Annotated in this window: 26 protein-coding genes; 15 read left to right on the top strand and 11 right to left on the bottom strand. The window is 36.3% G+C overall.

All coding sequences use genetic code 11. The annotated features are described in order from the left end of the window. Positions 1-19 precede the first annotated feature (19 nt). Positions 20-460 carry a hypothetical protein gene (locus NF867_RS05485; protein WP_252586624.1) on the top strand — a complete coding sequence of 147 codons (441 nt, stop codon included), beginning with the start codon at positions 20-22 and terminating at the stop codon, positions 458-460. Position 461: 1 nt separating this feature from the next. Here the strand turns inward: NF867_RS05485 and NF867_RS05490 are convergent, their stop codons facing one another. Beyond that, a complete protein-coding gene (locus NF867_RS05490; RefSeq protein WP_252586626.1) occupies positions 462-1,367 on the bottom strand; it encodes a hypothetical protein in 906 nt (301 codons plus the stop codon). A 26-nt stretch (positions 1,368-1,393) separates the two neighbouring features. Next, on the bottom strand, positions 1,394-1,837 hold the full coding sequence (locus tag NF867_RS05495; RefSeq protein WP_252586628.1) for a DUF2147 domain-containing protein: 444 nt from the start codon (positions 1,835-1,837) through the stop codon (positions 1,394-1,396). Between the two features lie 85 nt (positions 1,838-1,922). On the opposite strand from NF867_RS05495, the gene NF867_RS05500 reads away from it, so the two are divergent. Further along, positions 1,923-2,477: a glutathione peroxidase gene (locus NF867_RS05500; protein ID WP_252586630.1), complete on the top strand. Its 555-nt coding sequence runs from the start codon at positions 1,923-1,925 to the stop codon at positions 2,475-2,477. Between the two features lie 175 nt (positions 2,478-2,652). Continuing rightward, on the top strand, positions 2,653-3,516 hold the full coding sequence (locus NF867_RS05505) for a DUF6923 family protein (RefSeq protein WP_252586632.1): 864 nt from the start codon (positions 2,653-2,655) through the stop codon (positions 3,514-3,516). A gap of 71 nt (positions 3,517-3,587) precedes the next feature. Here the strand turns inward: NF867_RS05505 and rpoN are convergent, their stop codons facing one another. Next, complete coding sequence (gene rpoN / locus NF867_RS05510; protein ID WP_252586634.1) at positions 3,588-5,063, bottom strand: RNA polymerase factor sigma-54; 1,476 nt, start codon at positions 5,061-5,063, stop codon at positions 3,588-3,590. Between the two features lie 375 nt (positions 5,064-5,438). Between rpoN and mscL the strand changes: the two genes are divergently transcribed. Continuing rightward, a complete protein-coding gene (gene mscL / locus NF867_RS05515; RefSeq protein ID WP_252586636.1) occupies positions 5,439-5,858 on the top strand; it encodes a large-conductance mechanosensitive channel protein MscL in 420 nt (139 codons plus the stop codon). Positions 5,859-5,988: 130 nt separating this feature from the next. Beyond that, positions 5,989-6,921: a DUF3078 domain-containing protein gene (locus tag NF867_RS05520; protein WP_252586638.1), complete on the top strand. Its 933-nt coding sequence runs from the start codon at positions 5,989-5,991 to the stop codon at positions 6,919-6,921. 24 nt (positions 6,922-6,945) lie between these two features. Here the strand turns inward: NF867_RS05520 and NF867_RS05525 are convergent, their stop codons facing one another. After that, a complete protein-coding gene (locus tag NF867_RS05525) occupies positions 6,946-7,845 on the bottom strand; it encodes a ChaN family lipoprotein (protein ID WP_252586640.1) in 900 nt (299 codons plus the stop codon). Positions 7,846-8,047: 202 nt separating this feature from the next. On the opposite strand from NF867_RS05525, the gene rpmH reads away from it, so the two are divergent. From rpmH to tsaB, 5 genes are all read left to right on the top strand, one after another. Further along, positions 8,048-8,206 (top strand): 50S ribosomal protein L34, encoded by a 159-nt coding sequence (rpmH, locus tag NF867_RS05530; RefSeq protein WP_252586641.1) that lies wholly within the window; start codon positions 8,048-8,050, stop codon positions 8,204-8,206. An 89-nt stretch (positions 8,207-8,295) separates the two neighbouring features. Next, positions 8,296-8,697 (top strand): ribonuclease P protein component, encoded by a 402-nt coding sequence (rnpA, locus tag NF867_RS05535; RefSeq protein WP_252586642.1) that lies wholly within the window; start codon positions 8,296-8,298, stop codon positions 8,695-8,697. Next, positions 8,697-8,921, top strand: coding sequence for a membrane protein insertion efficiency factor YidD (yidD, locus tag NF867_RS05540; protein WP_252586643.1), 225 nt, complete (start codon positions 8,697-8,699; stop codon positions 8,919-8,921). The genes rnpA and yidD overlap by 1 nt, the downstream gene beginning before the upstream one ends. A gap of 71 nt (positions 8,922-8,992) precedes the next feature. After that, positions 8,993-10,648 (top strand): S41 family peptidase, encoded by a 1,656-nt coding sequence (locus NF867_RS05545; protein WP_252586646.1) that lies wholly within the window; start codon positions 8,993-8,995, stop codon positions 10,646-10,648. A 61-nt stretch (positions 10,649-10,709) separates the two neighbouring features. After that, on the top strand, positions 10,710-11,396 hold the full coding sequence (gene tsaB / locus NF867_RS05550; protein WP_252586648.1) for a tRNA (adenosine(37)-N6)-threonylcarbamoyltransferase complex dimerization subunit type 1 TsaB: 687 nt from the start codon (positions 10,710-10,712) through the stop codon (positions 11,394-11,396). Positions 11,397-11,399: 3 nt separating this feature from the next. On the opposite strand, the gene NF867_RS05555 is transcribed toward tsaB, so the two are convergent. Together NF867_RS05555 and NF867_RS05560 are read right to left on the bottom strand one after the other, a co-directional pair. Continuing rightward, positions 11,400-12,830 carry a DUF5723 family protein gene (locus NF867_RS05555; RefSeq protein WP_252586650.1) on the bottom strand — a complete coding sequence of 477 codons (1,431 nt, stop codon included), beginning with the start codon at positions 12,828-12,830 and terminating at the stop codon, positions 11,400-11,402. A 134-nt stretch (positions 12,831-12,964) separates the two neighbouring features. Continuing rightward, positions 12,965-15,673 carry a hypothetical protein gene (locus NF867_RS05560; protein WP_252586652.1) on the bottom strand — a complete coding sequence of 903 codons (2,709 nt, stop codon included), beginning with the start codon at positions 15,671-15,673 and terminating at the stop codon, positions 12,965-12,967. 110 nt (positions 15,674-15,783) lie between these two features. Here NF867_RS05560 and NF867_RS05565 point away from each other — a divergent pair, with 110 nt between their 5' ends. Further along, positions 15,784-16,176 carry a DUF423 domain-containing protein gene (locus NF867_RS05565; protein ID WP_252586654.1) on the top strand — a complete coding sequence of 131 codons (393 nt, stop codon included), beginning with the start codon at positions 15,784-15,786 and terminating at the stop codon, positions 16,174-16,176. Positions 16,177-16,257: 81 nt separating this feature from the next. Further along, positions 16,258-18,741, top strand: a complete 2,484-nt coding sequence (gene priA / locus NF867_RS05570; RefSeq protein ID WP_252586655.1) for a replication restart helicase PriA — start codon at positions 16,258-16,260, stop codon at positions 18,739-18,741. Here the strand turns inward: priA and NF867_RS05575 are convergent. Beyond that, complete coding sequence (locus tag NF867_RS05575) at positions 18,738-19,424, bottom strand: hypothetical protein (RefSeq protein WP_252586658.1); 687 nt, start codon at positions 19,422-19,424, stop codon at positions 18,738-18,740. The two genes, priA and NF867_RS05575, sit on opposite strands and share 4 nt — an antisense overlap. Before the next feature lie 119 nt (positions 19,425-19,543). Here NF867_RS05575 and NF867_RS05580 point away from each other — a divergent pair, with 119 nt between their 5' ends. Continuing rightward, positions 19,544-20,188, top strand: a complete 645-nt coding sequence (locus tag NF867_RS05580) for a protein-L-isoaspartate(D-aspartate) O-methyltransferase (RefSeq protein ID WP_252586660.1) — start codon at positions 19,544-19,546, stop codon at positions 20,186-20,188. A 60-nt stretch (positions 20,189-20,248) separates the two neighbouring features. On the opposite strand, the gene smpB is transcribed toward NF867_RS05580, so the two are convergent. Genes smpB through NF867_RS05595 form a run of 3 tightly spaced genes read right to left on the bottom strand, consistent with a single transcriptional unit; the run spans position 20,249 to position 23,298 of the window. Continuing rightward, on the bottom strand, positions 20,249-20,701 hold the full coding sequence (gene smpB / locus NF867_RS05585; protein WP_252586661.1) for an SsrA-binding protein SmpB: 453 nt from the start codon (positions 20,699-20,701) through the stop codon (positions 20,249-20,251). 55 nt (positions 20,702-20,756) lie between these two features. Further along, the gene (locus NF867_RS05590; protein WP_252586664.1) at positions 20,757-22,637 is read right to left on the bottom strand and encodes an Nramp family divalent metal transporter; all 1,881 of its coding nucleotides are present in this window, start codon (positions 22,635-22,637) and stop codon (positions 20,757-20,759) included. Between the two features lie 4 nt (positions 22,638-22,641). Beyond that, positions 22,642-23,298: a metal-dependent transcriptional regulator gene (locus tag NF867_RS05595; protein ID WP_252586665.1), complete on the bottom strand. Its 657-nt coding sequence runs from the start codon at positions 23,296-23,298 to the stop codon at positions 22,642-22,644. A 120-nt stretch (positions 23,299-23,418) separates the two neighbouring features. Between NF867_RS05595 and NF867_RS05600 the strand changes: the two genes are divergently transcribed. Beyond that, complete coding sequence (locus NF867_RS05600) at positions 23,419-23,889, top strand: Lrp/AsnC family transcriptional regulator (protein WP_252586667.1); 471 nt, start codon at positions 23,419-23,421, stop codon at positions 23,887-23,889. On the opposite strand, the gene ung is transcribed toward NF867_RS05600, so the two are convergent. Further along, positions 23,882-24,562, bottom strand: coding sequence for a uracil-DNA glycosylase (gene ung, locus NF867_RS05605; protein ID WP_252586669.1), 681 nt, complete (start codon positions 24,560-24,562; stop codon positions 23,882-23,884). The two genes, NF867_RS05600 and ung, sit on opposite strands and share 8 nt — an antisense overlap. 159 nt (positions 24,563-24,721) lie before the next feature. Between ung and NF867_RS05610 the strand changes: the two genes are divergently transcribed. Beyond that, positions 24,722-25,165, top strand: coding sequence for a hypothetical protein (locus tag NF867_RS05610; protein ID WP_252586671.1), 444 nt, complete (start codon positions 24,722-24,724; stop codon positions 25,163-25,165). The last annotated feature ends 29 nt before the right edge of the window (positions 25,166-25,194 follow it).

Below are 25,194 nucleotides of genomic sequence, written 5' to 3' on the forward strand. Positions count from 1 at the left end.
TAATGAATAGAATTCCCACATGAAGAAATTATTACTTATATCAACTCTATTATTCACCGCAACTTTATTAAAAGCACAGCACGTAGCCGATATGATAAAGTCGCCAGTGTGGGATATCATCGGCACTTTAAAAATTAATAAGGTAAATGCTGATAAGCAAACAGCCGTTTTTTCACCGCAATTAAAGGCCATGGAGAATAAACAGGTAACCTTACAGGGTTATATGATTCCGATTGAAGAAGGAATAAAGCATAAGCGTTTTCTGCTTTCTACCCTACCGGTTAATCAGTGTTATTACTGCGGAAAGAATGGAGTACCAATTATGATCGAGATTGAAATGGCCGCTCCCATTGATTTTAGCTATAAACCCGTTGAAATTTCAGGGATTTTTAAGTTCCACTATGGCAATGCAGCTGATAATGTTCCTATTTGGTTAATTAATGCAACCTTAGAAGACTAACTTACCACTTCACCTGCGGTGGGTTTTTCGAGGTGATCATAATTCCGATAATTTTTGTAGGAAGCGGCAATCGGTCGAGATTCATTTTACGATACCAGCGCTTAGGAATTCCTGAAGTATCCATTACAAAGTCAATGCCTTCGGGGTTTCTAACGATCAGATTTTCTTCTTCCCAACGAGATTCTAGATACCCGTAAGCCAACACCAAATCATCCAGCATCATTCCCACCGAAATATCACGGTCGGTTTTAAAATAAGGGTGCTTTGCAATTATTTGACGAATAGTACAAATAGAATCACCATCACATTCAGGAGTGATAAATAAGTATTGACTCGTTTTATCCGTTGCAGTTACTTGGTACTGTTCGTATTTATTTTTTTGATCGTAGATATATACCTTATAAACACGATCCTTAGGAAATATCTTTTTAATGGTATCAACCGACATTCCAATCTTTAAAACCCCTACAGAGTTTATTTTGATAAGGCTTGGTGATACCTTTACAACTACTGGTTTTGTTTTGGCATCGGCTGTGGCTTTTTTAGGATCAGTGGGCTTAGCCTTTGGATCTGTTTTTTTTGCGTTCGCGCCTTTTTTAGCAGCAGTAGTTGAAGTTACTTTAATTGATGTGGTTGACTTACCAGCCGAATCTACAGCAGTTGAAGATAAGTTAGTAGCGTTCAATGAATCTGCAACCATTGCCTTTGCCTTTTTAACCGAATCGGTCTTTGAGGTGGTTTTCTTTACTGATGTTTTAACAGTTGAAGAAACCGGAGTTTTGGTTGAAGATTTAGGCTTCTGTTGAGCCATTACAATAGCAGGGCCCATCAAAACAAATGCAATGAACGTAAATAAAATTAAGTATATCCCTTTCACTTTCATTTCAACACGCTTTTCAAACATCATTCTCAAAATTCCTGAACTTAATACGATTATTTTACCCGGGTCCAGATGTCTGTTCTTCCTATAAGTGACACACCAATAAAACCACGAACATTCAAATTGTTTTTATCTTTTAACGTCATTTTGCATGAGTACGTTTTTCCGCTCTTTGGGTCATAAATAGTTCCATCTTCCCACACTGTATCATCCGCATCATATTTAAAACCTTTCAAAATTTCCAATCCATTAATCTGTCGGCTGCGCAAAGATGCTTCAGGATTTTTATCATCTAATTTATCCTGACCATTCTCTTTTTTTGGGTTTTTCAACCAGATAATTTTGCCGAAATATTCATTTTTATTCTTAAAAATCTGAACATGAGCATCTTTATCCTTATTCAACCAAACACCAACAATTGCGTCTGAGCCACTTTGGGCAAACCCTGTAACAGTTATAAAGCAAACTGTAAAAATAAGAGCGATAATTTTCTTCATAATAACGTTAAAAAATGAATAAGTTTTGCAAAACTAAAATAAAACACGACTGTTGTGTAATTTTGAAGCTAAAACGTATAACAATATGGAGACCTTAATGATAGTTTTAACCCTACTTATGGGCGCTTGCAATTCAAAAGTAGTTAGTAATGATGCAAATATGCAACCCAAAACCAGTATTTACGATTTGAAATTCACCGCTATTGATGGACAGGTGATCGACTTTAAACAATATAAAGGTAAGAAGCTTTTAATTGTAAATACCGCTTCTGAATGCGGTTATACCCCTCAATATAGCGACTTGGAAAAACTAAACGAAGAATATGGTAACAAAATTGTCGTTTTAGGCTTTCCTGCTAACAATTTTGGTGGACAAGAACCAGGTAGCAATACTGAAATCAAAGGATTTTGTCAAAAGAACTACGGTGTAACCTTTCAGCTGTTCGAAAAATCATCGGTAAAGGGAGATGATAAAAACGTTATCTATCAGTGGCTAACTGATAAGAATAAAAATGGTTGGAACGATCAGGAACCTACATGGAATTTCTGCAAATACCTGATCAATGAAAAAGGAGAATTGGTAAAATTCTTCCCTTCTAAAGTTAAACCTACTGATTCTGAAATCATTTCGATGTTATAATTCGCATCGTTTATCCTACACAAACAAAAGCCTTTTGCAATGATGTAAAAGGCTTTTTTATTTTTTATCAAACTGAAAAACATCGTTTTGACATTGTATTCATCACTTTTTCCTTCATTACGTTTATAAAGAAGTAATTAACTTTACTTTCTCACTACCTCTAATTCTAAAACATATGCAAAAAAGTTTATTAATTATCGCGTTTATCTCGTCTTCTATCTATGCAAATGCTCAATCAGGTATTAAAACAATTACCGGCTTCAGTCACCCCGAAAGTGTTTGCCAACATGGATCTACCATTTATGTTTCAAATGTTGGAGAAAAGCTTGAACCGGATCAAAAAGACAATGACGGCTTTATCAGTAAAGTAAACCTAAAGACAGGAAAAATTGAGGAGTTAAAGTTCATCACAGGATTAAATGCCCCCAAAGGCTTGGCTATTGCAGATAATGTACTTTATGTTACCGATATCGATCGGGTGCTCGGCTTCAACCTTAAATCAAAGGAAAAAGTTTTTGAACTGACAATTTCAGAGTCTGTTTTTATCAATGATATTGAGGCTGCTAAAGGCATATTATACGCATTAGCAACTGACAATGGAAAAATATTTGAAATCGACATTCAAAATAAAACCTACAAAACCATTGCATTTGCAACTGTACCCGGAGCAAATGGTTTAAGTTATAGTGCTAAAGCAAACAAATTGTACTGTGCCGGATTTAGCAGCGATGGACAAAAACCTAACGGTAATGTTTATGAGATTAATCTAACCAATAAAACCATGAAAAAGCTTTCTGATTATGAAGGATTTTTAGACGGAACAGCATTAAAAGCCGGCAAACTTTACATTTCGGATTGGAAAGCCTTTGAAAAGAAAGGTGTTCTAACCGAAGTAGACTTAAACAGCAACGAATCTCACGCTATTAAACTACATGACCTGATTAGCGGCCCTGCCGATTTTATCATTAGCAATGATGGAAACTTTTTCATTATACCGGAAATGATAGCAGGAAACATACTAATCGAAGAAATTAAATAATTGTTATTGCACATAAAAAAAGCGCCGGTTTCTGACCGGCGCTTTTCATTAATATTTCATGAAGTAAATTATTACAGTTCTTTTCTAAGCCTTGCTACCGGAATATTCATTTGCTCGCGATACTTTGCAACCGTTCTACGGGCAATATTATAGCCTTTATCTTTTAAAATCTCAGCAAGTTTTTCGTCAGCCAGAGGTCTTCTTTTATCTTCGTTCCCTATGCAATCTTCTAAAATTTTCTTCACCTCCCTGTTCGAAACCTCTTCGCCACTTTCAGTTTGTATTGCTTCAGAGAAGAATGATTTTAACAAGAACGTACCAAATTCTGTTTGAACATATTTGCTATTGGCAACGCGCGAAACGGTTGAAATATCCATTCCAATCTGATCAGCGATATCTTTTAAGATCATTGGCTTAAGCTTACGCTCATCCCCCTCTAAAAAATAATCGTACTGATAGTGCATTATGGCATTCATCGTTTTAATAAGCGTTTGCTGACGTTGCTTTATGGCGTCAATAAACCATTTCGCCGAATCGAGTTTTTGCTTAACAAACTGAACAGCTTCTTTTAGTTTTTTGTCTTTGCTTGTTTGCTTATCATAGGTTTGAAACATCTCCTTATAATCACGACTTACCCGTAATTCAGGAGCATTTCGAGAATTCAGGGTCAAGATTAACACTCCATCGTTGTTAGCAATATGAAAATCGGGAATGACCTGCATTTGCTTGATATTGGAATCTGCACTCGAATCACCCGGTTTTGGATTTAATTTCAGAATTTCATTAACGGCTGCTTTTAATTCATCTGAAGATATTCCCAACGAACGCTCAAGCTTATCGTAATGTTTTTTAGTGAATTCGTCGAGGTAATTTTCAACAATTTCTATGGCAAGGTGAACCACACGATTATCCTGATCTTTTTTACGCAATTGTATCAATAAACACTCCTGAAGATCCCTTGCCCCAATTCCTGGTGGATCAAAGCTTTGAATAATCTTCATCATGTCTTCCACTTCCTCTTCAGTTGCATCAACATTTTGTGAGAATGCAAGATCATCAATCAATGATAAAACTGGGCGACGCAAATAACCGTCATCATCCAAACTACCAATAATTTGTTGGGCTATTAAAAAATGACGATCATCTAAATCAACCATATTCAGCTGAAATTGCAACATTTCGAAAAACGAACGTGACTCGGCATATGGCAATTCTTTTTTGTCATCATCATCATCAGAGTCGTATGCTAATGAAGTAGCATAGTCTTTTTCATCATCTTGCTGTAGATAGTCTTCTATACTGAATTCTTCCGACAGGTCACTTTCACTCTCTTTGAAGTCTTCCTTATCATCGTTATCAAAATCATACTCATCCTTTTCTTCGTTATGGGCCATCAGACTTATGTCTTCTAAAGCAGGATTCTCTTCTAACTCTTCCTTAATACGTGCATCCAACATTACAGTAGGTATCTGTAACAACTTAATAAACTGAAGTTGCTGAGGAGATAACTTTTGTAATAGTTTTTGCTGCAGGTTCTGTTTTAGCATAGTTTCGGCATTGGCATTGACAAATGTAAACTGAAAAACGGAATTTTAATACGATTTCCTTATTCTATCCCGATTAAAATATAATACAATTCGTTGATTTAACAAAAAACGAGACAATTAGGTTCTGAATTGTGTTTTAGGTATATAAATTTCTGCCCAGTAGGCTTTGATAAAAATCACTATAAATTAATTATCAGACATTTAAACACAATAAAATTACTTCATTATATATATACTTAATCAATTATTAAGGTAGATAAATAGTATTATATTCTAAACACTTTTAGTTGTATTTAAATCATTATAGTTAAGTATTTGTTTTTGCCTTTTAAAACAGATAAATTGAATTAGCAAACAAACATATTAACTACAGCTATGGGTTTTATAAAAGAATTTAAAGAGTTTGCCATGAAAGGCAATGTAATTGACTTAGCAGTCGGTGTTGTTATAGGTGGTGCATTTGGAAAAATTGTTACTTCATTGGTTGATGATATCATCATGCCTCCAATTGGTTACCTGCTCAAAGGAATTGATTTTAAAGACTTGAAATTACATTTAAAAGAGGCAGTGGTTGATGCTTCCGGAAAGGTCACTTCTCCTGAAGTAGCTATAAATATCGGCAACTTTATTCAAGTGCTAATTCAATTCATCATTATTGCCTTTGCCATATTTTTAGCTGTAAAAGCTATTAACTCTATGCGTAAAAAGGAAGAAGAGGCTCCGGCTCCGGCTTCCCCTCCACCAACAGAAGCATTGCTTGCCGAAATACGAGACTTACTAAAAAACAGATCATAAATGTAAAGCTGGCTTCAAAGCCGGCTTTCTTTTTAATATATTCCTTACAGAACCTCTGAGCACTTCATCGCTTATATTTTTACATTGGCCCCAGTCAGCTCAATAATTATTTTCTTTTATTTTTGCCGGCATGCGAAAACCGGTTATTCTCTTAACTATAGTTTTACTTACCTGCTTTAAAGCATTTTCACAAGAAACTGATTCAATACCTGCATGGAAGATCGACGGTACCAATACCTTTCTTTTTAGCCAGGCTGGTTTTAATAATTGGGCAGCAGGTGGGCAAAATTCATTAACCTTTATCGCTGGCTTTAAGTTAACAGCTAACAGGGTAACTCCAAAAAATAATTGGGAAACCATTTTTGATTCGGCTTTCGGGACGCAACGCCTCGAGAGTAAAGAATATCGAAAAACAGAGGACCGATTTGAACTCAACTCGAAGTTTGGTATAAAAGCATCTGATAAGCTTTATACAACGTTTTTAGTTTCGTTACGTAGTCAGTTTATTGTAGGCTTTAAATACGCCGATAATAGTGCGCCCACCAAAGTTTCTGATTTCTTATCACCGGGTTATTTAACAGCCTCTGTCGGTTTAGATTATAAACCTTACCCAGGACTTTCATTATTCATCTCTCCAGTTGCTTCGCGAAGTACGATCGTTTTAGATCAGGATCTCGCCAATCAAGGTGCTTATGGTGTTACAAAAGCGGTGGTTGACGACCAAGGAAATATAATCAGAAAAGGAAGCAATTATCTTCAGCAGGTTGGTTTAAGTTCGAGTTTCAGATATGCTGGTAAACTTTTCGAAAATGTAAACCTCAACACAAAGCTCGATTTGTTCAGCACCTACGAAAACCTGAACTCAATTGATGCTTATTGGGAAGCACTTTTCGATTGTAAAATCAACCGTTTTTTAACAGCTACCCTTTCAACCGGTTTAATTTATGACCAAAAAGTTCTGATCACAAAGATTGAAGACGTGAATGGAGTACCAACGCCGGTAAGTCGTCCACGCGTTCAATTTAAAGAAATCATTAGCCTGGGCTTTAAAATCACTTACTAAAAATTTGATTGTGGACTATCGCTGCTAAAAAGATCTTTTCACCTTTGGATCGGTAATAATTACATAGTCAGCTAAATTTAGGAATTTAGAAAAATCAGGATTCTCAAAAGAATTGTCAGAAAAACAACTAATCGTCATCACCTTTAAGCCTGCTTTTTTCAAGCGATAACAAGTTCCTAAATATTCATCACTATGAAAACGTCCATTCAATTGAAATACTTTATATCCCTTATTTTTATTGATAAACGTTACTATTGCTTCAGCCATTGAGGCATCCCACAAATTTTGAGATTGATAGATTTGCATACCCGGCATTGAATGTCCACCCATTGTTTCTAAAAATTTGTTATAATAAGCTCCCTCAAGCGTATCAATTGGTAAGGAAGGAAGCCATTTCCGGGCATCTTCACTCAAATCATTAAGTGAAGCCATACCCAGACGCGCTACCCTATTTACATAACGTGCAGGCGCATTTGCAGCAATTACTGCTAGTTTTTTCTCTCTGGCATATTCAATCAGAGGTTTATAATCATTATAATTTTTCCAGCACCTGGCTTCATTGATAAAATTCTTCTCTTTAATTAAGCTCTTGAGGTATTCATCTAATACTAGTTGAACATCTCGCTCAAACATTTCCATTGACAAGGCCAATTGCTGACCAAACGCCAAATTCAGTTCTTTAAAAATACTCAGCTCCAAAAAATGACCAACTGAATCGTTATGTTCTTCACCAAACTGAATTACCTGAAAGCCTTTAGCCTCCTTAATCAACTGATTTAAATTAACCTGTTTCCGCTCTTTAACTGAAAATATTTTATACTGATTTTCAAGCATCTGTGCATTCATATGAATAACATTCAACTGCATACAAAAACAAACAATGGCTGTTTTAATTAACAACGGTAAGCGATTTTTTACGAACATTTTATTTCTTATTAACGATTATATCGCAACAAAATACTCATATTTTTAAAAGGTAAGTCCCGCTCACCGATTAAATAGAAGTAAGAAAGTCTTACTTTTGTGCCATAAAGGAATTCTAAAATTCTTTTTGTTTTGATAAAAAACAACCCTATATTTGCAGCCCTGTAAAAGTGATTAATAAAACAGCAAAGAATATAACGAGATGAAAAGAACATACCAACCATCGAGACGTAAAAGAAGCAACAAACATGGCTTCCGCGAGAGAATGGCGAGTGCTAACGGCCGTCGCGTACTAGCTTCTCGTCGTGCAAAAGGCAGAAAAAAACTTACTGTATCTGACGAAAAAAGACATAAAGCTTAATTGATATTGGCCTGATGGCTAAATTGAGGCCGGTAAGTAAAATTGGATTCGCCATTTTAGTCCACTAAAAACCCGGTTTCAGTATATCAATGAATACTTTTAAAAAAGAAGAACGATTATGTAGTAAACTACTCATCAATGAGTTACTACAAAATGGTTCTTCTTTCCTTTTATACCCCTTCCGCATAGTCTGGCTACCTGTTCAGGTAAACGCACAAAACTCCCCAGCACAAATTTTAATCAGCGTATCAAAAAAACGCTTTAAAAGAGCCAATAAACGCAATCGTATTAAAAGATTGATCAAAGAGGCATATCGCTTAAACAAACAACAATTACTTTATTCCACTCTTTCTCAAAACAATCTTTGTATTGTATTTATGTGTAGTTATATTGGAAACGACATTTTTACATTCGAAGAGTTAGAAAAAAAACTTAAATTAATGCTAATTCGTTTAAGTAAAGAGACAGGTAAAAGTTTACAGGGCGATTAATGCTAAACCGTATTTTCAATTATATCTTTATTGCTTTAATTAGGGTTTATCAATACGCTATTTCGCCCCTTTTGGGTCAGAACTGCAGATTCACCCCTACTTGCTCGCAATACGGGGTTGAAGCCATTAAAAAGCATGGTCCATGGAAAGGCGGTTGGTTAACAATTAAACGTATTGGACGTTGTCATCCATGGGGAGGACATGGACATGATCCTGTTCCTTAATAGTAAATTAATTTAAGTATAGTTATTCACAGGAATAATTTTTGAGACTAGGTGCAAGATTGATCTTTATTATGTTAAAACGGTACAAAAAAACGCTCTTGATCTTAGCCATAACAGTCGGCTCTCTCGGCACTATGGCTTTTGTTGATGACTTCTTCGAAATTTCGAAGAACCTCGACATCTTTTCGGCACTTTATCGTGAGGTAAACACCAATTACGTTGATGAAGTTGAACCCGCAAAACTTATGCGAACGGGTATCGACGCTATGCTAAAATCTCTCGACCCTTACACCAACTTCTATTCTGAATCAGAAATTGAGGATGTAAAATTTATGACCACGGGTCAATACGGAGGCATAGGAGCGACTATAATGCAGCGTAAAGGCGAAATAATTATAAATGAACCCTATGAAGGTTCGCCAGCTCAATCTGCCGGATTAAGAGCCGGAGACATTATTCTCTCAATTGATGGCCGTTCTGTAAAAGGAAAGACCAGCAGCGATATCACCACTTTTTTAAAAGGTCAACCGAACACCACCGTAACATTATCGTTAATACGCCCCGGAGAAAAGACTGAGTTTCAAAAAGTATTGACCCGTCAGGAAATCAAAATCAAAAATGTTCCTTATTACAATATGGTAAGTGACAATATTGGCTACATAAAACTTACCGGTTTCACACAAAATGCGGGTAACGAGGTAAAAGAAGCGCTTAGTGAATTAAAGAAAAATCCTGGTCTTAAAGCGGTGATTCTTGATGTTAGAAGCAACCCTGGAGGCTTATTAAACGAAGCGGTGAATGTGACCAATGTATTTATTGACAGAGGTCAGTTAATTGTAACCACAAAGGGAAAAGTTGCGGACAATAATCGCTCTTATAAAACCATTAATGCCCCAATTGATCTGGCAATTCCAGTGGCAGTATTAACCAACAGTCAATCGGCTTCTGCTTCAGAAATTGTTTCAGGGGCAATTCAGGATTTAGACCGGGGGGTGATTGTAGGCCAACGAACATTCGGTAAAGGATTGGTTCAAAACACACGTCCTTTAGCATTTAATACCCAAATGAAAATTACTGTTGCTAAATACTACATTCCTAGTGGTCGCTGTATTCAGGCTTTAGACTATGCTCACCGCAACCCTGATGGCAGTGTAGGTAAAATTCCTGATTCATTAATTCGTGAATTCAAAACGGTAAACGGACGCAAGGTTTTAGATGGAGGAGGTGTTATCCCCGACTTTACTACAGATCAAAGTTCATTGAGTAGCATTGCTCAAAGTTTAATCAGCAAAGGCCTTATTTTCGATTACGCAACTGCATATCGCAATAAGCATGTTTCAATTAATGCAGCAAAGGACTTTAAATTATCAGATGCTGATTACGCAGACTTTGAGAAATACCTGACCGACAAAGATTACGACTATGTCACAGCCAGTGAAAAAACGCTGGAAGATTACAAAAATGCTGCTATTAAGGAAAAATACTTTGATGCCATTAAACCTGATTATGAAAAGCTTAAAAGTTCGTTAAAACACGACAAGTTATCAGATTTAGCAAAGTTTAAAGATGAAATTATAACCTTGTTGGAAAATGAAATATCTGCACGGTATTACTATCAGAAAGGTAAAATTGAGTCAGCATTAAAACGTGATAAAGATGTAAAAAAAGCGATTGAAGTACTAAATAATACAAATCAGTATAACACCACCCTGGCAATTAAAAACTAAAAAAATTAAAATGCTATTTTTGAAGGCGAAAGCAGTGCAGCTTTCGCTTTTTTTTTGATTCATGGCCCTTATTTTAAGTATAGAAACCGCTACCGCTTGTTGTTCAGTAGCACTATCAAACAATGAACAGGTAATTGCTTTCAAGGAAGAAACCAGTCCGAATATTCATGCAAGTTCCTTAACCGTATTTATTGAAGAAATATTACAGGCTTCCGGACTTTCAGTGGCTGACCTTGATGCAATTGCTGTAAGTATGGGCCCTGGCTCTTATACCGGCTTACGAATTGGAGTTTCGACGGCCAAAGGATTATGTTACTCATTAAATAAACCACTTATTGCTATTAATACGCTAAAAGCAATGGCCAATGGATATTTATTAAATAATGATACTTCAAATGGAGTTTTATTGTGTCCAATGATTGATGCGCGCAGAATGGAAGTTTTTACCACTATTTATAACCAACAATTAAACGAAGTGGAAGCTACTAATGCTGCAATTATAAATGAAACATCTTTTACAGAATTACTAGGTGAGCAAAAGATCGTATTCTTTGGTAATGGGGCTGAAAAATGCAAATCGATGTTAACCTCTGAAAATGCACTCTTTGATACCGGAGCTTATAACTCGGCCAGGTTCGTGGCGCCATTGGCCTATGTAAAATACCTTCAAAACAGTTTCGAGGATGTAGCATATTTCGAACCTTTTTACCTCAAAGATTTTGTAAGTACTCAGCCTAAAAAAAATTAAGAATTACTCTCCAAAATCTTTAGTTCGCTGCACTCGCCTACGGGCAGTACGGCTTTTCTTTTTGTCATCCATTGGAATATAGGTGGCTGTTTCGGCATAATAGCATTTGCCAAATTTAAATACCAAGCCAAAATTCACATTTCCGGTTGTTCGTGAATCATAATAGTATTGAGTATGCTGGTTTGAAGCTTTTGCAAGCTTAATTGTCCCAAGTAAGTTGTCGGAACCTATAATAAAATCACAAACCCTTGATTTTATCATTACATGCGTTCCCACCTGGAAAGCATTATTCGTATTATACTGTGCTTGTAGTAAAAAATGGTAATTTTCGTAAAAGAAATCATTTATAATAGCCAAATCCGATTGCCAATTATACAGAGGCATCGACACAAAAAAAGAAGATCGCAAATATGGCAGAAGCAATCCGCTAACACCCCCTTCTAAACGGGCTGGAAGCGAAGTGCGAAAGTGCTTTTGTGTAATGGTGGTATCGTTGAACTTCAACAGATTTTTCACACTATCAATAGAATAATCGCTTAGCAGAATTCCATTTATATACCGTCTTCCATCGTAAATCTTCTCCCTATTAATGTCTTCCCAATTAATAAACCCAGCGTCTTTTACGTATAGTGAAGCTTGCCATTCTTCATTAAACTGCGCATTAACACCGGCAGAAAATGTAAAACCCGGATTTTTAAAATTGGGTAAAAAATGGCCAGCGGTAACTGAATCTGTTTTGCCCAGCAATCTGGAGGTACCTGTTAGACTTAGATACAGTTCATTTTCTTCTGGGGTACTCAAACTCTGCTGAATATCCATTTGGGTATTGGTAAACTTTATATCGGCATAGTTAATACCACTTACATAACCTAGTTTAATTCCAGCAGTGAGAAGCTCGTTAATACTTCTGCTATAACCAAAAGCAATTTGTGTATAAGCAGCGCCATAGCTATTGGTAATAAATTGGTTTGGGTAACTTCCAGGCTCCAAATTATTACTGTTAAATGCAGAAACAGCTTCATTTTTTCCATTTGCTGTTCCGTAAGCTTTCGAAGAAACATCGACCAATAACTCTGAATGTGTGCGATAATCAAGTAGAATTTTAGCAGCAATCCAATTGATTGAAGCGGTTCCTATGCCATAATTTACTTTTTGAGAATTAGGTAAAGGAGGAATATGATAAAGAGTTTTGCTATTATTTAAAGCATGATTACGTAACAGAGTATCAGCATCACCAAAAACACGTGCATCAGCTGTAAAAGATGGGATAAAGCAATTAAACTGTACCAGGTTACAATCACTTTTAAGTATCCCGATTGACGGATTCTCAAGGGCCTCAAATAAGGTTCCTGAACCAAAAACGGCAATTCGCTGCGCTTGAACCGCGCTTGTTAGAAACAACAGAATTATTACGAGCGTAAGTTTTTGTTTCATATAATTATAAAACAGGTAAATGGATGCTTGTTAGTTTATTCATTTTTATACTTTGTCCCATTTAGATTGTTTCATTAAAAAACGAAAAAATAAACAATAGTTATATAATTCTATTGATGATAATTTTAATTGATTTACTGCTTTTTAAAAATAATAACCTTATGATTATCAGCGCCAACTATAACAGAAAAATCACCATATAATTTTGAATTGTATTTAGCAAAGGCGGTACTTCCCTCGACAGGAAATCCCGAACTCAACTCACCCTTCTCTTTGAGCTCAATAAGCTGGTGTGCTTCGGGCTGATTTAAGCCAATGGTGCATTTACCATCCGGACTCTTAAAGAACTGGACCTCCGTAGAAGCCTTTCCTTCGGGTTCATAATCATAGATTAGTGATCCATCTGTAGCGTAAACAAACAGGTGATTTTTATCAAAAAAGACATATTCTGGCTGCTCATTACCAGCAATGTTCTTTAAAGCAAAAAATTGCTCCCCAGACCAGCTTCCCATAGTTTTAGAGCGAACACGACCATCAAAAAATATAGTAACAATATTTCCGGATGCATCAGAGCTCACAAATTTGGAATTGGAGGCCTTCGTATTTATTACCGGATAAAACTCATTTCTTACACTATTGGGAAGCTTTCCACTCGATAGTAGTTTTCCTTTCCGATCAAAGAAACTAAACTTGTTATCCGTAGAAACAGTAAACAAAAAAGTAATTCCCGCCATTTTTACCATCTGAAAACTTTTGTCAAAGCTTCCTACGTTTCTTTTTGGATTCCAACCGGCAACGGCCTTTCCCTTTAAATCAAAAGCAAATACGGACCTATCACTTAAGGGTACGAAAAACCGATAATCATGGTTGCCATCATAATCAAAAACAGAAACAGGGGCTGTTATTTTCTTCCTAAAAACTATTGGAAAGCCAGAAAGTGGCATGGCATTTTCATCGCATACATACAATTTTGAATAAGTATTAAAGATCAAAATCGGTTTACCATTAGGTTGTATAACCTGAATATTACCCAAGACAGGGTTATCCAGTTTAAATTTCCAAAATAATTTACCTGATTCATTTACAAAATATACTTGGTTTCGTTTATCCAATAAAACAAACGCATTGTCACCTGCTTCTGATTTTACCAAAATCGGTTGCTTCGCAAGATCCCCTTCTAAACTTATTGTGGTAGCAGCTGTATATTTAGTTGAATCTTTTACTGTTTTTTCTGTTTGCGGTAAATACAGAAGGGTCATATTACTAAAGAACTGCCCTCCACTTGAATTAAGTTGAAACGTTAAGCCATAATAATTTGAAACCCCTTTATTGGAATTAAGGAATTCTGAAAATTCATTTTTCACTCCTTTAGTTAACATGTTCCGACTATTAGCCACATTTAAATAAACATATACGTTTGACTGCGAATTAATATATTTTGCAAATGACCGATAACGTTCATTGTCTTCCAATGGTTTCAGTTGAAGGTATTCATCAATGAATTTTTGCAATAAACTTTCAGAGGTAGCTGCAATCAAATAATCATTAACAATAGCCATATACGGTCTTCTGATTTCTTTATAAACACTTCCCAAAGCATTGCTTAAGATATCCGGATGATCACAATAATAGATTGCAAAACCTCTGTAGTTAAGACTCTGACTTCTTCCCCTGCTATTAACTATAAGCCCACCTAAATAAGCAGCAGCTTTAGCTGTATCACTCAAAGCAACAACTGCCATTTGACTATCTGCAACATTGATTCCTTCATTGTTATACATAACCAGTGCAAACTCGTTCCCCATAAAAGCAGCCCAATCATTTTCAAAATCTGCCCGATACACTTTATTGAAATTGCTTATCCATTTCTCATAGGTTGAGATCTGCTTATTCTGCCCCAGATAAACTTTTTGATCTTTCTTGAACTGGGCATAATTTTCAATTCCAAAATCAACCAAAACCGCAGTATTTTCTGAAATAATTAAGGGGATTTTAATTGTTTGTGGCTTCTGATTTAAAAACATCGCCAGGTAATTTGAGGTAGATAGACCAGCCTCCGTAATGCCATTGAACATCAGGGCGTCACTTTTATAATTTAAGTTCAAATTACTTGATTGAGCAATTTGCGATAGGAATCTGAATTCTCCCTTTCTATTCTTCTCAAGAAATGCATCGACCCAAATACTCAACTGCTCGTAATTTATATAAACACTTGCCTGAACTGCCTTGGCTTTATTACTTTCAACTTTTATCAATGAACCCAAAGCATTTCCTTGGCTGTTCACCTGCAGATCAAGACTTTGCTCTATCAATTTCTTATCAAAACTCCCGATAAACAGACCCTTATAATGACAAAAAAAGAAGGACTCTTTATTGATTGTTTGTGTAGCAAATACATTAACTCCAAAGATCTCGCTAGCGTTATACTTAGCCCTATTCTCTTCATCTGATAAATGCTCAAAAAAACTATCCAATAATTCATCTTTTACAGGAATCACAAACAACATTTCAACATTATCGTTTAACCCTATGTGTGATGAGATTAAAATACGCTGATTTTCCAATGTCTTGTAGAGATCAGCATGTTGCAGAAACGACTTATTTAGATCATTTAATTTTGCCAGTTGAGTTGGAGTAAACAGATCTTCGAGGAGTTTACTTTTTTTTACGAGTACAAAAAAATCATTGGAATGCTGAAGATCAACTACTAATGCGGCTGTTTCGGGAATAGCTTTTAATGGCTGGGATTGTGAAACACTAGAATTGAGGTTTTTGAAATAAAAAAATACAACCGTGGCCACTGCTGCAACTAATACACTTACTGCCACTATAAATTTGTTCATGGATGATGATTTTAAACAAAAATATACTTTTACATTTTTGTATCGTTTACATATCGTAAACTGTTGTTAATTTTGTTGCCTATTTCATTATTTAAGATAACCTTCCGTTCATGCAAAAACAAGTTTTAATGACTGCGGCATTTTTTGGTGCCCTAGCCGTGGGATTAGGAGCCTTTGGTGCTCATGGTCTTAAACCATTATTAAATGATTATCAGATTGCTATTTGGGAAAAAGGCATTCAATATCAGTTTTATCATACTATTGTTATCCTTGTTCTTGCATTTTATCCAAAAATTTCCGTTAAAAGTTCCTTTTTGAGAGCGGTTTGGTTTTTTATCGCCGGCATTATTCTATTCTCAGGTTCCCTTTACTTTTTGGCTATAAAAGACATTATTGGTTTAGAAAATGCCAAATGGATCGGTATTGTTACTCCTATAGGTGGCATTGCTTTTATCTTAGGTTGGCTATCGATCTTTATTGGTGCCACCCGCGAACGTATATAAGCATAAATTACGCGTGCAAAATGTAATTATATGCTTAAATTGACGCTGCATTGAGCGTCTGCTATTACACATCAAATTTATATGCTAAAACTTCATTCGGGCGAATTTAACGATCGGTTAACCTTGTTTGCCGAAGTTATATTGCCCTTAGCCATTTCACGCAATTATACCTATCGGGTACCTTTTGAATACAATCAAAGCATACGTGTGGGGCAGCGTGTTGTGGTGCAGTTTGGCAAAAACAAGATCTATACAGCTTTAGTTCATCAGCTTACCACCGAAGCTCCATCTCTTTATGAGGCCAAGTATATCATCTCGGTCTTAGACGATAAACCTTTAGTAACCGAGAATCAATTAAGACTTTGGCAGTGGTTATCATCTTATTACATGTGCTACATTGGTGAGGTGATGAATGCCGCCTTGCCTACTGCCCTCAAACTGGCCAGTGAAACAAAGATCCTTCTGAATCGTGAGCATGAATTCGACAAGACTCTCCTCAATGATAAAGAGTTTCTGATAGTTGAAGCTCTTGAAGTAAAAGATGAATTGAGTATTAATGATGTAATAAAGGTTTTAGGTCAAAAAACCGTAATGCCACTCATTAAATCACTCACCGAAAAACAAATTGTTTTAATTTCTGAAGAGTTGAATAATCGTTTCAAGCCTAAGCTTGAAACATTTGTGAAACTTCATCGCATTTATAACAACCCTGATCAGCTTAAAGAGCTATTCTCCATTTTAGAAAGAGCTCCCAAACAGGTTGATCTGTTGATGGTTTACCTTAGACTTTCCAAAATTCAGCCTTCGGTAACTAAAAAGCAGCTAATGGAAGAAAGTGGTTCATCAACTTCTGCTTTTAATGCCTTGGTTGAGAAAGATATTTTCCGAACGGAGAAAAAAGAGGTCAGCCGCTTTTCTGACCCAGAAATTGAGCTGATTAAAAACTACACTCTATCTCCTGCTCAACAATTGGCTTTTGACGAAATAGCCAATGGCTTTAAAGAAAATAAACCGGTTTTGCTCCATGGTGTTACCGCATCTGGCAAAACACAGGTCTACATAAAGTTAATTGAAGACTGTTTGAAAGAAGGTCGACAGGCTCTTTACCTTTTACCTGAAATTGCTCTTACCGCCCAAATGATCCAACGGTTACAGGCCTATTTTGGTGAAAATGTAGGGATTTATCATTCGAAATATAATGATAATGAGCGCGCTGAAGTTTGGCAAAAAACGCTGAACAACCAATACAAAATAATATTGGGGGCCCGTTCTTCGGTGTTTTTGCCCTTTGCTGATCTAGGACTGATCATTGTAGATGAAGAACACGAAACCTCATTTAAACAATTTGACCCCGCTCCACGTTATAATGCCCGAGATACGGCCTTATACCTGGCTCATCTCCATACATCAAAAATTATTTTAGGTTCGGCAACTCCATCTGTAGAAACATACTTTAATGCAACCAGCGATCGATACAAATTGGTTCCATTAACTGAGCGCTATGGAGGTGTACAGCTTCCCGAAATACAGGTTGCCGACTTGCAACAAGAACGTAAGCAAAAGTCGATGCGATCGCATTTTTCGGCCTTGCTGTTTACCGAAATTGAACTCGCTTTAAACAGAAAAGAACAGGTGATTCTTTTCCAAAACCGGAGAGGCTATGCTCCAATGTTAATATGTGGCACCTGTGGTTTCACCCCAAAATGTGTTAACTGCGATATTAGTCTCACCTACCACAAGCACGACAACAAGCTGCATTGTCATTACTGTGGTTTCAAAGATGATATCTTTTACCGTTGTCCAGCTTGTGGAAGTACACAGGTAGAACAAAAAGGATTTGGAACTGAAAAAATTGAGGATGAATTAGCAATACTTTTGCCCGGAGCTCAAATTGCCCGTATGGATCTTGATTCTACCCGCAGTAAATATGGTTACCAACAGCTGATAAATGATTTTGAAGAACGCAAAATCGACATTTTGGTAGGTACACAAATGGTTACTAAAGGCCTTGATTTTGAAAACGTAAGTTTGATTGGAGTATTAAATGCTGACGCTATGCTTAATTACCCCGATTTTAGAGCATTTGAGCGCAGTTATCAGTTAATGACACAAGTTAGTGGCCGTGCCGGCAGAAGAGCTAATAGAGGTAAAGTAATTATCCAAAGTTCCCAACCGAATCACCGGGTAATTGAGTGGGTAATGTACAACAAGTATGATCAGTTGTTTAATTCTGAACTTGCCGAACGTAGTGGATTTCAGTATCCACCCTTCTATCGTCTGATTCAGATCGATATAAAAAATAAAGACCTTGAACAGGTAAATGAATCAGCCGAGTTTTTAGCAAAAGAACTCAAAGGTCAACTTGGTAAGCGTGTTTTGGGCCCCGAATTTCCACTCGTTGGCCGTATTCGTAATTATTATATCAAAACCCTGTTGATTAAGATTGAAAAAGAAGGTGTATCAATTTCAAAAGTAAAACAAGTTATTCAGGCTGCTATTGATCTTTTTTATACACAAAAAAATAACCGTAACAGCCTGATTAAAATTGACGTAGATCCGTATTAATCCTGGGTTCCAAAATTATAGGTAATAGACAAACCGGCAACCGGATTAAACATGGTATCATAATGGTATTTACCAGGAGTGGTTGTTTTAACACCTGTGCTTAGCATTTCAGATTTAATACCTTCGTGATATAAAATTCCATCAAAACTTGTTGTAGCAGTAATGGCAATAAAATCTACGGGAAAAATCTTAATACCCACAAATGGAGAAAACCCAGCTCCATTTCTTGTATTAGTTTGTAAGGTCTCCTCCGAACTACCTACTGATAAATTCCCATTGTAATCAGACCGATAGTAGAACAAGTCGAGCCCTAACACTGGTCTTACATTTGAGTAATAGAACTCTTTCTCAAAACCTCCCCCCACCTTAAAGGTTTCATATTTACCTGTGGTCTTCGGACAAGTAGAACATTCCGGATTAGAGTTATCGTCTTTAAATCGGTTATATTCAATTGTTGATCTCCATAAAAATAAATTACTCCTAACTTTAAAAATTAGAGCACTAGGATAATTTAGGACGTAGTCGTTATTATCATAGTCAGAATTAGGAACCGGCATTCGCTGGGTATAACTTAATGCCTTTATCCCTAAGCTGAACTTATAGGGAGAGATCTCTTGGGCTTTGGTTAAGAAAGAAATAGATAATAATAATAATAAGGCAATAGTTGGTTTAGTATTAAACATGGAAAACAAATTGATTTAACAGCAAAAATAAGGAGTGCGAAAGAAATTACCGCGCACTTATCAAATATTGAGCCATTTTTCTGTATTTTTGATAATTATATAACTATAGCTTAAAATTAATGCTCGATTCGTACAAACACAAAGGATTAAGAAAAGTATTGGTAAAACAACTTAAGGAAAAAGGCATTAAGGATGAACGAGTTCTGAAAGCTATTGAAAAGATTCCGCGTCATTTCTTTATCGAAAAATATTCAGCAGAAGTGGCTTATGAAGATAAAGCTTTAAAGATTGATGCCGGACAAACGATCTCTCAACCCTACACTGTTGCCTATCAAACTGAACTATTGCATATACAGTCAGGAGAAAAAGTGCTTGAAATTGGTACAGGGTCGGGGTATCAAACCTCTATTTTAGTTGAGTTAGGTGCTAATGTTTACACTATTGAACGACAAAAAGATTTGTTCAACAAAACCACTGTATTTTTACCTAAACTTGGTTATAAAGCAAATTTCTATTTAGGCGATGGATCCATGGGTATACCCGAACAGGCACCATTCAATAAGATTTTAGTGACTGCGGGAGCACCAAACATTCCTGATACCCTATTAAAACAGTTAGCCATTGGAGGAGTTATGGTGATTCCGGTTGGTGATGAAAATGTACAAACGATGACTACGGTGATCAGAGTATCAGAAACCGAGTTTGAGAAAGTGGAATTCGCACAATTTAGGTTTGTGCCGTTAATTGGTGACAAGGCTTGGTAAACTAGTTAGATTTACGATTGTAGATTGAGTAATTTCAATTTAGAATCGTAAATCTATCCTCTAAAATTTCCGCAATCTTCCCATCTCTACTTTGGCATCTCTTTCTTTAATGCTCTCTCGTTTATCAAACTCTTTTTTACCTTGTGCAAGCGCAATTTCAATTTTAGCAAATCCTCGGTCGCTGATAAACATATACAATGGAACAATTGTATAGCCTTTCTCCTTGGTTTTTTGGGTAAGTTTTTTTAATTCTTTCTTCTGTAAAAGCAAAACCCGGTCGCGTTTAGCTTCGTGGTTATAAAATGAACCATGAGAATATTCAGCAATATGCATATTTCGAATATATAATTCATCATCCATAAATGCACAGAATGCATCATTGATATTCACTTTACCTTCTCTTATCGACTTAATTTCGGTACCTAATAATTTTACTCCAGCTGTATATTTATCAATTATATGGTATTCGAAATAAGCCTTCTTATTTTTTACATTGATATTATTTGATGACATGCTTCTTTTTAATGAGTGAATGAGGATCATACGCTCATTCAATAATCCATTCCTATCATTTAACAATCAGCACCGGTACATTCACTTTGTGACGTACAGTGTCTACTGTGGCCCCAAAGATAACATCTTTTAAGGCTTTATGTCCATGTGCACCCATTACTAAAAAGTCAATATCTTTTTCGTTTACAATCTGCGAAATCGACTTTGCCGGATTTCCGTATCCTATTTGGGCATTTACTTTATAACCATGATTAGTTATTTCGGCAACATATATATCAAGATTATCAGCATCGCTACGGGTTTCAAAATCGTTTATATTCTTACCAAGGTATTGGGCACCAGCGGATTCAACAATGTGAATTAAGGTATACTCGGCATCCTTCCCACCCTGCACAAGGGCATTACGAATAGTATGCTTATCCATTTCCGAAAAATCCACCGTAACGGCTATATGTTTATACTTAATTATTTCAGGTTTACCAATTGAAATCGCTTGTCCATGAGGCACAAAGTCATCCTTAGCGCTTTTTCGCCGAACAAATGGTGCAAAGATCACGTAAATCAGCAAGCAACCAGTTAATATGGCTATAGGAATAACGAATAAATAGATATAAATCACGTTTGAGCCAGCTACTTCTATCCAACCTCCAATTTCTTCTATCACTAATTTAACGTTTAATGAAATAATTAGGGCCGCACTTACCCATGCCAATATTTTAACCCAAGGTTTAATAGCGAAGCCATTCATTTGAGTTTTATCACTACAAAAATGAATAAGAGGAATTATGGCGAAACCCAACTGTAGGCTCAACACTACCTGACTTAAGACCAATAGCTTACCCAATTGATCTTCTCCAAACCATAAAATGGTTATAAGAGCAGGAACAATAGCAATCAATCGAGTTATTAATCTTCTTAGCCATGGCCTGATACGGAGATTTAAATAACCTTCCATAATAATCTGACCGGCCAAGGTTCCGGTAATAGTTGAACTCTGTCCCGACGCAATTAGAGCAATGGCAAACAAAGCCGGCGCTAATGAACCAAAAATGGAGTTTAAAAGTTGATGTGCATCTTCAATATCAGCCACTTCAAAATAACCGTTATTGTGAAATGCCGCAGCCGCTAAAATGAGAATGGATGCATTTACGAAAAAAGCCAGGTTAAGCGCTATGGTAGTATCAAAAAAATTGAACTTTAATGCTTCCTTTAAACTCTTATGCTCGTAAGCAATTTTACGGGTTTGTACCAATGAGGAGTGCAGGTATAAATTATGTGGCATTACTGTGGCTCCAATAATACCAATTGCAATATACAGGGCATCACCACTTAAAATTGATGGCTTAAAACCTTTGGCCACTTCATGAAAATCTGGGCTTGCAATAAAAACATCCACTAAAAATGACACACCGATAATGAACACCATTGAAACGATGAACACTTCCATTGTCCGGATACCCTTGTTCATCAAGAAAAGAATGATCAATGTATCAAGCACTGTTATAGAAACACCCCAAATCAATGGCAAGCCGAATAATAATTTTAACCCTATAGCCATTCCAATAACCTCGGCTAAATCGCAGGCAGCAATGGCTATTTCGGCTAAAACATATAGTGGAATATTAATATAGGATGGGTAGGTTTTTCTAGAGGCCTGTGCAAGATCAAGACCACGAACAATCCCTAATCGGGCGCTTAAGCTTTGCAGCAATAAGGCCATCAGGTTCGACATTAGTAAGACCCAGATTAGCTGATACCCAAATTTGCTCCCTCCGGCAATGTCGGTGGCCCAGTTTCCAGGATCCATATATCCTACACTTACCAAATAAGCGGGCCCAATAAATGCAAAAAATCTTTTCCAGGCACTTTTATTTACAGGAATATTTACACTTGAATGAACCTCTCCTAACGAGCTTGTACTTTGAACTTCGGCCATAAAATTATTTCGCTATCAGAATATTATTTGCTACCTCTTTACTAAGAAAAAGCACCCTGCCATCAGTAGTTGTAATAACCACCGACTGATCATACTCGTTTTTTTCAGTTAAATAGACCGAAGTCCCCAATCCCAATTTTTGCTTTTCGAGGTATTGGAGAAACGTATTACTGTGATCACATACGCCAGCCACTTTACCCGAGTCGCCTTCATTTAGTTTTAACAGTTTATAAAAGTTATTGGCTGAAAAAATTCCGTTCTTTGAAGGAATAGGATCACCATGAGGGTCATACTTTGGGTATCCTAAAAACTCATCAAGGCGGTCAATTAATGCCGATGAATTTATATGTTCGAGTTCTTCGGCAATATCGTGCACCTCATCCCACTTAAAATTGAGCTTATTTACCAAAAAGAATTCCCACAAGCGATGCTTTCGAATAATTTGAATGGCGATATCCTCTCCTTTTTTTGTCAAGCTAACCCCCTGATATTTGGCATAGTTTACCAGCTTTTTATCGGCAAGCTTTTTAACCATATCTGTAACTGAAGCTGCTTTCGTATTCATTACCTCGGCAATGGCGTTAGTGGTAACATTTCCAACACTTTGCTCGGTAAGTTTATAGATGGCTTTCAGATAATTCTCTTCTGTAAATGAGTTCATATTAACAATTGAACCAAATCTAATATTTTTTTTAGACTAACCTAAAATATCCAAAAAATATTTCGGCAGAATATTGTTTGGTGGCGAATAAATTCGCTACTTTGCAACAAATAAAAAACAATGAACGGACATCATCTCGATAAAATAGACCTGCACATTATCAAATTATTACAAAAAGACGGACGTATTACCAATCTTCAATTGTCGAATGAAATTGGATTATCACCGGCTCCAACTTTAGAGCGTGTTCGTAAGCTCGAAAATCAGGGATATATTAAAAGTTATCATGCAGCAGTTGATGAAGAATCGCTTGGTTTTTCAGTTAAATGCTTCATTCAAATTACTATCAACTTAAACATTCCTGACTCACGGAATAAATTCATCAATAAGATCAATGAAATCGACGAGGTAGTAGAATGTCACCACGTAACCGGTTCCTCAGATTTTGTTGTAAAACTTGTAGCAAAAGATATGAAAAGCTACGAAAGCATTATTTTGGAGAAATTGAGTAAAATTGAAGAGATTGGTCACCAAAGTACTATGATGATTCTTTCTAGTAATATTAAACCGTCGCTTCCAATTCTTATTTAGAAGTAACTTGCCAGTTTACAGGCGCTAAGCCTTGTTGACTAAGCAATTCATTCGTTTTTGAAAAGTGTCTGCAGCCTAAAAATCCGTTATATGCCGAAAATGGTGATGGGTGGGCTGCAGTCAATATAAAATGATCCTTTTGATCTATTAAAGCCGTCTTAGCTTTTGCATAGTTTCCCCACAAAATAAATACTAATCCTTTCTTTTTCTCCGACAAGATTCTAATAACTGTATCGGTAAATTGTTCCCAACCTCTATTTTGATGCGAACCCGCCTGATTTGCCCTAACTGTTAAGGTCGCATTCAGTAATAAAACTCCCTCATCGGCCCACTCTGTTAGTGAGCCATGGCCCGGTGTTTCCAATCCAAGGTCGGTTCCCAATTCCTTATAAATATTTTTGAGAGATGGAGGTACAGCCACACCCTTTTGAACTGAAAAACAAAGCCCATGAGCCTGTCCTGCCCCATGATAGGGGTCTTGCCCAATAATTACAACCTTTACTTTATCAAACGGTGTATGATTAAAAGCATTAAAGATATCTGCTCTATTAGGATAAATCTCATAGCCTTTGCTCTCTTCTTCATGCAAAAAAGTCTTCAATTTGACCATGTATTCCTTTTCAAATTCATCTTTTAATACCGAAAGCCACGAAGGTTCTAATTCTATTAACATACGTATTTAATTTGGCTGAAAGATACAAAAATCAGTTATTCTTCTCCTGCACCTGTATTCTCTGAACGACTTTCGTAACTATCATGGGGATTTTGCGTATTAAGGATTATAAACTATTAGTCACGTTTAATAACCACAATTATAAACCATAGTCGAGATATGAAAAAAGGCCGCATTTTACTTATTGCTCTCTTAGGCTGCGTCAGCTTTTTGTTTTCTTCATGTAATAATGATGAAGAACCAGTTTTAACTTTTGATGGCAGTTGGGTACTTCAAAGTGCAGATGTAAAAGTATTTAATGCCCAAAATGAGCTTACTAATCAGTTTAACATTCCGATTTCTCAATTTGCTGAAAAGAATAAAATGGAGATTCAGTTTAAGGGTGATAAGATAATTACCCAGGTAGATGATCAGGGAAATGCGATAATAACCACACTAACCTACCGAATTGATAATAATAAAATATTGGTTAAAGCCAGCGCTGAAAGTTCAGAAAGTGTTTATGGGGAATACACCCTAACAGGGGAAAATTTAATAATAAAAGAAACAGAAAGTAGCGCAGACGGAAAAACAGAAACCCTACTCGTTTATAAACATAAATAACATTACATCAATCGATAGCCAGTTAATAC

It is taken from the genome of Solitalea agri (assembly GCF_023914155.1).
Lineage (GTDB): Bacteria > Bacteroidota > Bacteroidia > Sphingobacteriales > Sphingobacteriaceae > Solitalea > Solitalea agri.

Coding starts and splice junctions, on each gene's coding strand:
- NF867_RS05485 (WP_252586624.1), top strand. CDS start 20: ATGAAGAAATTATTACTTATATCAACTCTATTATTCACCGCAACTTTA.
- NF867_RS05490 (WP_252586626.1), bottom strand. CDS start 1,367: ATGATGTTTGAAAAGCGTGTTGAAATGAAAGTGAAAGGGATATACTTA.
- NF867_RS05495 (WP_252586628.1), bottom strand. CDS start 1,837: ATGAAGAAAATTATCGCTCTTATTTTTACAGTTTGCTTTATAACTGTT.
- NF867_RS05500 (WP_252586630.1), top strand. CDS start 1,923: ATGGAGACCTTAATGATAGTTTTAACCCTACTTATGGGCGCTTGCAAT.
- NF867_RS05505 (WP_252586632.1), top strand. CDS start 2,653: ATGCAAAAAAGTTTATTAATTATCGCGTTTATCTCGTCTTCTATCTAT.
- rpoN (WP_252586634.1), bottom strand. CDS start 5,063: ATGCTAAAACAGAACCTGCAGCAAAAACTATTACAAAAGTTATCTCCT.
- mscL (WP_252586636.1), top strand. CDS start 5,439: ATGGGTTTTATAAAAGAATTTAAAGAGTTTGCCATGAAAGGCAATGTA.
- NF867_RS05520 (WP_252586638.1), top strand. CDS start 5,989: ATGCGAAAACCGGTTATTCTCTTAACTATAGTTTTACTTACCTGCTTT.
- NF867_RS05525 (WP_252586640.1), bottom strand. CDS start 7,845: ATGTTCGTAAAAAATCGCTTACCGTTGTTAATTAAAACAGCCATTGTT.
- rpmH (WP_252586641.1), top strand. CDS start 8,048: ATGAAAAGAACATACCAACCATCGAGACGTAAAAGAAGCAACAAACAT.
- rnpA (WP_252586642.1), top strand. CDS start 8,296: ATGAATACTTTTAAAAAAGAAGAACGATTATGTAGTAAACTACTCATC.
- yidD (WP_252586643.1), top strand. CDS start 8,697: ATGCTAAACCGTATTTTCAATTATATCTTTATTGCTTTAATTAGGGTT.
- NF867_RS05545 (WP_252586646.1), top strand. CDS start 8,993: ATGTTAAAACGGTACAAAAAAACGCTCTTGATCTTAGCCATAACAGTC.
- tsaB (WP_252586648.1), top strand. CDS start 10,710: ATGGCCCTTATTTTAAGTATAGAAACCGCTACCGCTTGTTGTTCAGTA.
- NF867_RS05555 (WP_252586650.1), bottom strand. CDS start 12,830: ATGAAACAAAAACTTACGCTCGTAATAATTCTGTTGTTTCTAACAAGC.
- NF867_RS05560 (WP_252586652.1), bottom strand. CDS start 15,673: ATGAACAAATTTATAGTGGCAGTAAGTGTATTAGTTGCAGCAGTGGCC.
- NF867_RS05565 (WP_252586654.1), top strand. CDS start 15,784: ATGCAAAAACAAGTTTTAATGACTGCGGCATTTTTTGGTGCCCTAGCC.
- priA (WP_252586655.1), top strand. CDS start 16,258: ATGCTAAAACTTCATTCGGGCGAATTTAACGATCGGTTAACCTTGTTT.
- NF867_RS05575 (WP_252586658.1), bottom strand. CDS start 19,424: ATGTTTAATACTAAACCAACTATTGCCTTATTATTATTATTATCTATT.
- NF867_RS05580 (WP_252586660.1), top strand. CDS start 19,544: ATGCTCGATTCGTACAAACACAAAGGATTAAGAAAAGTATTGGTAAAA.
- smpB (WP_252586661.1), bottom strand. CDS start 20,701: ATGTCATCAAATAATATCAATGTAAAAAATAAGAAGGCTTATTTCGAA.
- NF867_RS05590 (WP_252586664.1), bottom strand. CDS start 22,637: ATGGCCGAAGTTCAAAGTACAAGCTCGTTAGGAGAGGTTCATTCAAGT.
- NF867_RS05595 (WP_252586665.1), bottom strand. CDS start 23,298: ATGAACTCATTTACAGAAGAGAATTATCTGAAAGCCATCTATAAACTT.
- NF867_RS05600 (WP_252586667.1), top strand. CDS start 23,419: ATGAACGGACATCATCTCGATAAAATAGACCTGCACATTATCAAATTA.
- ung (WP_252586669.1), bottom strand. CDS start 24,562: ATGTTAATAGAATTAGAACCTTCGTGGCTTTCGGTATTAAAAGATGAA.
- NF867_RS05610 (WP_252586671.1), top strand. CDS start 24,722: ATGAAAAAAGGCCGCATTTTACTTATTGCTCTCTTAGGCTGCGTCAGC.